Origin of the sequence: Enterococcus sp. 1001283B150225_161107_E12 (assembly GCF_015556925.1) — a bacterium.
Classification (GTDB): Bacteria; Bacillota; Bacilli; order Lactobacillales; family Enterococcaceae; genus Enterococcus_B; species Enterococcus_B mundtii.
Window position 1 is genome coordinate 21,614 of sequence record NZ_JADNNI010000026.1, and the last position, 6,540, is coordinate 28,153.

The 6,540-nt window shown below is 38.1% G+C and carries 7 protein-coding genes; 6 read left to right on the top strand and 1 reads right to left on the bottom strand.

Annotation, left to right across the window (positions count from 1 at the left end; translation table 11 throughout):
• Window positions 1–2: 2 nt before the first annotated feature.
• The 4 genes from I2F89_RS14950 to I2F89_RS15825 all read left to right on the top strand — a co-directional run bounded on the left by I2F89_RS14950 (window position 3) and on the right by I2F89_RS15825 (window position 2,190).
• Window positions 3–554: a cysteine hydrolase family protein gene (locus tag I2F89_RS14950; protein WP_071866673.1), complete on the top strand. Its 552-nt coding sequence runs from the start codon at window positions 3–5 to the stop codon at window positions 552–554.
• Between the two features lie 149 nt (window positions 555–703).
• Window positions 704–1,042: a hypothetical protein gene (locus tag I2F89_RS14955; RefSeq protein ID WP_071866672.1), complete on the top strand. Its 339-nt coding sequence runs from the start codon at window positions 704–706 to the stop codon at window positions 1,040–1,042.
• Window positions 1,043–1,469: 427 nt separating this feature from the next.
• On the top strand, window positions 1,470–1,832 hold the full coding sequence (locus I2F89_RS14960; protein ID WP_071866671.1) for a hypothetical protein: 363 nt from the start codon (window positions 1,470–1,472) through the stop codon (window positions 1,830–1,832).
• A 271-nt stretch (window positions 1,833–2,103) separates the two neighbouring features.
• Window positions 2,104–2,190, top strand: coding sequence for a putative holin-like toxin (locus I2F89_RS15825; RefSeq protein WP_368073467.1), 87 nt, complete (start codon window positions 2,104–2,106; stop codon window positions 2,188–2,190).
• Between the two features lie 188 nt (window positions 2,191–2,378).
• On the opposite strand, the gene I2F89_RS14965 is transcribed toward I2F89_RS15825, so the two are convergent.
• Window positions 2,379–4,286, bottom strand: coding sequence for a M13 family metallopeptidase (locus I2F89_RS14965; protein WP_195514577.1), 1,908 nt, complete (start codon window positions 4,284–4,286; stop codon window positions 2,379–2,381).
• 236 nt (window positions 4,287–4,522) lie between these two features.
• On the opposite strand from I2F89_RS14965, the gene I2F89_RS14970 reads away from it, so the two are divergent.
• The gene (locus I2F89_RS14970; RefSeq protein ID WP_195514578.1) at window positions 4,523–5,377 is read left to right on the top strand and encodes a dihydrolipoamide dehydrogenase; all 855 of its coding nucleotides are present in this window, start codon (window positions 4,523–4,525) and stop codon (window positions 5,375–5,377) included.
• 77 nt (window positions 5,378–5,454) lie between these two features.
• The gene (locus I2F89_RS14975) at window positions 5,455–6,435 is read left to right on the top strand and encodes a ribose-phosphate diphosphokinase (RefSeq protein ID WP_019723536.1); all 981 of its coding nucleotides are present in this window, start codon (window positions 5,455–5,457) and stop codon (window positions 6,433–6,435) included.
• The last annotated feature ends 105 nt before the right edge of the window (window positions 6,436–6,540 follow it).

Genomic DNA, 6,540 nt, shown 5'->3' on the forward strand with positions numbered 1-6,540 from the left:
GAATGAAAGCATTGATTTCGATTGATTACACCTATGATTTTGTGGCAGACGATGGGAAATTGACGACTGGAAAGAGCGGTCAGGCAATTGAACCAGCTTTAACAAAGTATACAAAAAAGTTTATTGATGAGAAAGAATTTGTCGTATTTGCGATCGATGCACATGATCCCGAAGATGCTTTTCATCCGGAAAACCAATTGTTTCCACCACATAATGTAGTCGGAACGAGTGGCCGCGATCTGTATGGTTCGTTGCAAAAGATTTATGCGGAACATCAAACACAAGCCAATGTTTACTGGATCGATAAACGTCACTATTCTGCCTTCAGTGGAACAGATCTTGACATTCGTTTACGGGAACGTGGGATTACAGAGATTTATTTGACAGGCGTTTGTACAGATATTTGTGTCTTGCATACAGCAGTCGATGCCTATAACCTAGGCTATCAATTGTTTATTTACGAAGATGCAGTTGCCAGCTTTGATCCAATCGGACATGACTGGGCATTGAAACATTTTCAAACAGCCCTTGGTGCAGAGATCATTAAGGGATAAAAAGAGTGAGTATAGTGGATAAAGGCTTTTCTTGAGTACTTTATCCACTATTTCTATTGGTCATCAACTGAAAAAAGGGAAATATATCCATACAAATTGCTCAATGGGGTGTACATAAAGTCATTTATACGTGAAAGGAAGGAATCGGTATGAGAAAAGGGAAAGCGGATTTAGGTTTTTTAGGTTTACTGGGAATTTTCGGTTTTTTAGGATATTTACCAAATCTCTCAGGGTTATTTTCGCTCTTTGCATTATTTTCTTTGTTTGGCTTTTTTTGGATAACAAAAAATGGGGAAGGTTTGAAAGATTTTTTTACGAAAGAAAGAGTTTTAACCAGAAGTATCTTACTAAAAATTATAATTTTTTCACTGTTATTAGCATATATTCTAACTTTAAAGCTGGGAGAGTTACAAGCGTTCGTCACTATATTTTTTAGTATGTTTTTTTCTCTTTTAATTGTTTTAAATTCATATCTGAGCAGAGACTAGTACGGAGTAGTGTCAGTTGATAGGTAAAGGGAATATAAAATCATACATAGATTCAAATTAAAAATACCAAAAAAATATGCAGTAAGCAGAAAAAGGCTCTTCGACAAGTAGTGTTTTTATTTCAACTATTAAGAGGTGGGGAGAAATGAAGGTGGTGACTGAGCCTGTTAGTAGTATTTGCAAGTTTGGTAGTAGAAATAGATTTATTTGCATTCTTTACTGCTCTCTCATTTAGGGAAGTAGTTTCTTTTTGAGGTATTTTAGGATTAACTGCAAAAGGTTTTAGTGCTGAAGATGCTATTGCTAGAGGATTGGACACAAGTGGAAAGGGTTGGATTGGATGATAGGTTGGTGAACTAAGCAATGTTTCACAGACTGTTTATTACGTAAGGTACATAAAATAAAACAATGTAAGTAAGGTGAAATAATGAAAAAACTGGATTCCCGATATATCGTAGGTGTATTTCTCTTATTGTTTGTTTTAAGAGGAATCTTAGAATTTATTTGGAAAGGCAATCATTCATTTACTCTCGATGAAATTTATTTTAGAGTTGCGATTGTTGTTGGTGTTGTGATTGGGTTGATACCAATTAATAAAGGCTGGGGTACGCTTAAATCTCTTTTTACCATTTTTTTGAGTGATTATTTACTGAAAAAGTTGTTTGATTATTTAGGATTAGAAAAAATAACCTTTACACTAATACCTTATCTTATTATTTTAGGAGTCCTTTTAATTATTTTTTTTGCTAGATTGATTATAAAAAACAAAAAAGGGGTCTCCCTACACTAAAAGAAGATTAGATAAAAACACTTCTGTTCCCACCGTTTATTCGGTTTTAGGTGGTGGAAGTGAACTAATGTATCACTCCCTTTTTTGGTGTTTATTTATTAATGAGGAATGGAAGAATATAATAAATAAGAAGAATCGGTAATTTTCCATTATTTTCAGATTCAGACTTCTGTTTGTGGTTGATAGGAGAAATGAAAAGATGGTGGCTAATCTCTTGAAAAAAGGGTGATGCCTATGGTTCATAGCTTTATCCCTAGAAGGGGGTAGGCAAGTGTCAAGTTTTGAAGCAATTCAACTGATGATCGCTTTTGCGACGTTAGTTTTGCTGATTATTAACTATAAGATGTTAATACAATGAAATATAACTTTAAAAATAAGAGTATAAAGCAAACATTTTGGTGTGTCTGCTCTATACTCTTTTGACTTGTTATTTAACTAAGGTCAGCTTTTGGAACACCGTTTATTTGAATTTAAATCAGAAATAAAAATGAATTTGCAAATGAATTTATTTTTTTGCCCCATACGCATAGTTTGTTAGTGAATTATTTACCAAATATGCACGCGTTTTTCAGGTGCTAGATACATCGGATCTTCTTCAGTGATCGCAAATGTTTCATAAAACTCTGCTAAGTTTTGTGGCTGGATATTCGCCCGAAGTTTCGCAGGTGCATGAACATCGATTTGTAAAAGCAATTGTTGGTATTCTTTTTTCGCTTTTGTACGCCAGATTGTCGCCCAATTCATGAAGAAATCGGCTGCTGAATAATCGTCTTCGGTCATTGCAGCTTCTAGTGCGCAACTTAATCCGCCAGCATCTGCAATATTTTCAGAAACGGTTAGTTTTCCATTGACTGTGCCATCAGCAAAAGGTACACCGTCAAACTGTTCGATCATGGCTTGCGCTTTTTCTTGGAAATGAGCGAAGTCGTCTTCTGTCCACCAGTTATTCAAGTTACCGAATTCATCAAATTTCGCACCGTTGTTATCAAACGCATGGGAAATCTCATGGGCAATGACTGCACCGATTCCGCCGAAGTTTACCGAGCTAGATTGTTCCAAACTATAAAATGGTGCTTGTAAAATCGCAGCTGGGAAAACGATCACGTTTCGGAATGGATGATAGTACGCATTGACTGTATCAGCACTCATTTCCCATTCATCACGGTCGACGGGCTTGTTCCATTTACTGAAACGATCTTTTAGGGTTAGATGACTAAAGTTCAACGCATTTGAAAGCAAGGTACCACCTTCATTTGCGGGAACTGTTTGGAACGCATCGAACAAGGCAGGGATTTTATCAGGGTAACCGACTTGGATGCCTAATTTGTTCAATTTGACGATTGCTTTTTCGCGGGTTGCATCACTTAACCATTCATTCGTTTCGAGTCGTTTTTGGTAAACATTGATCATTTTCTTGACCATTTGTTCGACATCTTTTTTCGCTGCTTCGCCAAAATACTTGTTTCCGTAGTAATCGCCCAACACATGATCAAACTGTCCAGAAGCAAGGTAGTAAGCTGCTTTCTTTTGGGGCATTGCTTCATCGGTTCCTGATAAAGTCCGAGAGAAGATCCCGCTGACTTGACGGAAATCTTCAGATAGATAACTGCTTAATGAACGCACCGTTTTTACGATCATCCAGCTTTTAAGTAGTCGGAAATGTGGTGTCGTCAAAAGTTCAGCTAAATGTTCAAAGTAGACAGGGTCAGTAACGATCACTTGGTCTGGACGTGTGCCGATCAAGCCAGTAGTCAAGGTAGTTAAGTCAAGAGCATCGGTATATGCCGTAAATTCATTAAAGGCACGTGGGTTGTACATTTGGCTATAATCTGCATTTTCTTCCGCGCTTTTAACATGGGGCGCAATCAATTTATCGAATTGGATCGCTTGTTCGACGATTGCTTCTGCCTGACTTCTTTCTCTGCCTGTCATTTCTAAAAGTTGGACCATCATATCAAAAAAGACGGACAATAATTGAGCACCATTTGGATGTTCTGCTTCATAATAAGTTTTATCTGGTAAAAATAAAGAGGGTGGTGAAGCGAAAAAGGCATTGACTTGTGCATTTTTCATGTCTGCATCCACATCTAAGACAACAGGCAACGGTAAGCTGTCCAATGTCCATTCGGGAAATTGCTGATTTAATTCGTCAAAGGAAGTGAGTTGCTCGATCCTTTCGAGGATAGGTTGTAAAGGTGTCGCACCTAATTGATCTCTATATTCATAATCATTTGCTAGTTGATAATAAGCAAGGAAGTGACGCATTTTATCAGATGTAACTTTTGTTGGATCAGCTAACATCTCATCTGTATCTCGCATCATTAGTTGATCAATGCCATCAACTAAATCCTGAAACCCACCAGTTGCTGGCTTATCGGCAGGAATTGTTGCTGTTTTTAACCATTCTTCATTTACTGCTTCAAAAAAATCTTGTTTCAAACGTTCTTGGTTCATTGAATCATCGCTCCTTTTTAGTTCCGTGTGCCCATTATCTAACAAAAAAGCAGAATAAACAAATGGAATGTAAAATCTATTTCAAAGCGACAAATTTTGTAATCGGTTTCTTTTGCAAGCAATCTCTAAAATCATTTTACATACGAATCAGGAAAAATGTTCAAAACGCGCAATCAACCATTAGTCGATCTGATTTATTTTTTTAGGACTATCCATTATAATGAGGAAGGAGGTGATTGATTCTGAAAAAAGCAAGTGGGAAATGGCAAGAAGTCTTGCTCAATGGAAAAACCGAGCGAATCAGTGAGTTTCGTCTGCTAAAAAGGAAACACGAAAATGGACACTATTTAGCAGTGATTTTTGAAAATGAGAGTTATTTGATTGTTGATCCTCAAGGAAAACCAGTCGAATTTATTACAGCGGTAAACGCCTATTCACCAAGCATTGCAACATCCAATACTTGGCAAGAAGCTAGTATAAATGCAGAAGGAATTGACGATGAGCTGATTGATAAACTTCTGGCGAAGTGGGCGCAACAAGCGCCAACGACTCATTTAGTTGGTTGTTGGGTAGGCTTGCCAGAGCAACGTTTCTTGACTTATAAAAAGTGGCGAACAACGTCTGGTTATCTTTGTGGCACTTATGCGGCAGCAGTGTTACTTGCCTACTATCAAGATTATTGTATGCCCAATCTGATTCCTTCAGATATTCGCCGAAAAGATTCCCGCGATGCGAAAGAATTGATCCAAAAACTGCGTAAAACGATCCAACCTTTAGGCTTGCCTACCTTACCTATCCAAGTAAGTACAGGAATCTCAGCCTTTTTTAGAACACAACAGCAACCGATTTATGCCAGAAGTACAGTAGTCGGTTCTTGGCAACGAGCAACAAAGCGGATTCGAGAAGGAAAACCTGTGATGATCGGTATTTTAAGATTGCTAGGCAGTACCTACGGCAATCATTGGGTCACTGCTTATGCTTACTATGAATCAGCTTCTGGTGAGCGTTATTATAAAGTCCATGATAATTGGGGAAACACAAATAAAGTGATTCCTGCAAGTTGGGGAAATGGAACAGTCTCACTTCCTTGATTATTTTCAGAAAATACCAGAAATACGGAACGAAATATGTTAAACTATCGAAGAATAGAGAAGTTTGGGAGGATGTCATGAGTAAAAAGTATCAGGACGACACGTTGAAAATCTTTAGTTTGAATGGGAATCGACCGTTAGCAGAAAAAATCGCCAAAGTATTTGGAACAGAGTTAGGGAAAAGTGTAGTCAAACAATTTAGTGATGGAGAAATTTCAATCAACATTGAAGAAAGTATCCGTGGCGACCATGTCTACATCGTTCAATCGACGAATGCACCAGTCAATGATTACTACATGGAATTATTGATCATGATCGATGCGATGAAACGTGCAAGTGCCAAAACGATCAATGTGGTGTTGCCTTATTATGGTTATGCGAGACAAGACCGGACAGCGAAACCCCACGAACCAATTACAGCAAAATTGATTGCGAACATGCTTGAAGAAGCAGGAGCGACTCGTGTATTGACCTTAGATCTGCATACGGTGCAAGTACAAGGATTCTTTGATATTCCAGTAGATAACTTATTTACAATGCCATTATTTGCGCATTATTACCGTGAACTTGGTCTGGTCGGCGATGACATTGTCGTTGTTTCACCAAAGAACAGTGGTGTCCAACGTGCGCGTAGCTTATCAGAGTATTTGAATAGTACGTTAGCGATCGTTGATCATGCGGACGAAGAAGTCGAAGGGACAGCAGCAAGTTACGTGATCGGAAATGTTCAAGGAAAAACGTGTATACTGGTTGATGATATTTTAAATACTGGATTGACATTCGCTCGAGCAGCCAAAGTCTTGAAAGAAAATGGCGCTAAAGATATCTATGTTTGTGCTTCCCATGGCTTGTTGTCAGAGCCTGCAAAAGAGATCTTGGACGAAGCACCGATCAAAGATATCTGTATCACTGATTCTGTCTATACACCAGAAGACCGTCACCCTGAAAACTTGACGATCGTCACTTGCTCAAACTTGATGGGGGAAGCCGTCAAACGTATCCATGAAAACACGCCAATGAGCCCATTGTTCCGTTTGGAAGAGAAGAGCTTTAGATAAAAATGAAACACCATAAATGACGGAATTTTGTAGTGACCCCAAAAAGTTAGACTTTTATGGAGTGGAGAAATCCACTCCTTTTTTGTACGATAAAATTAACTGTTA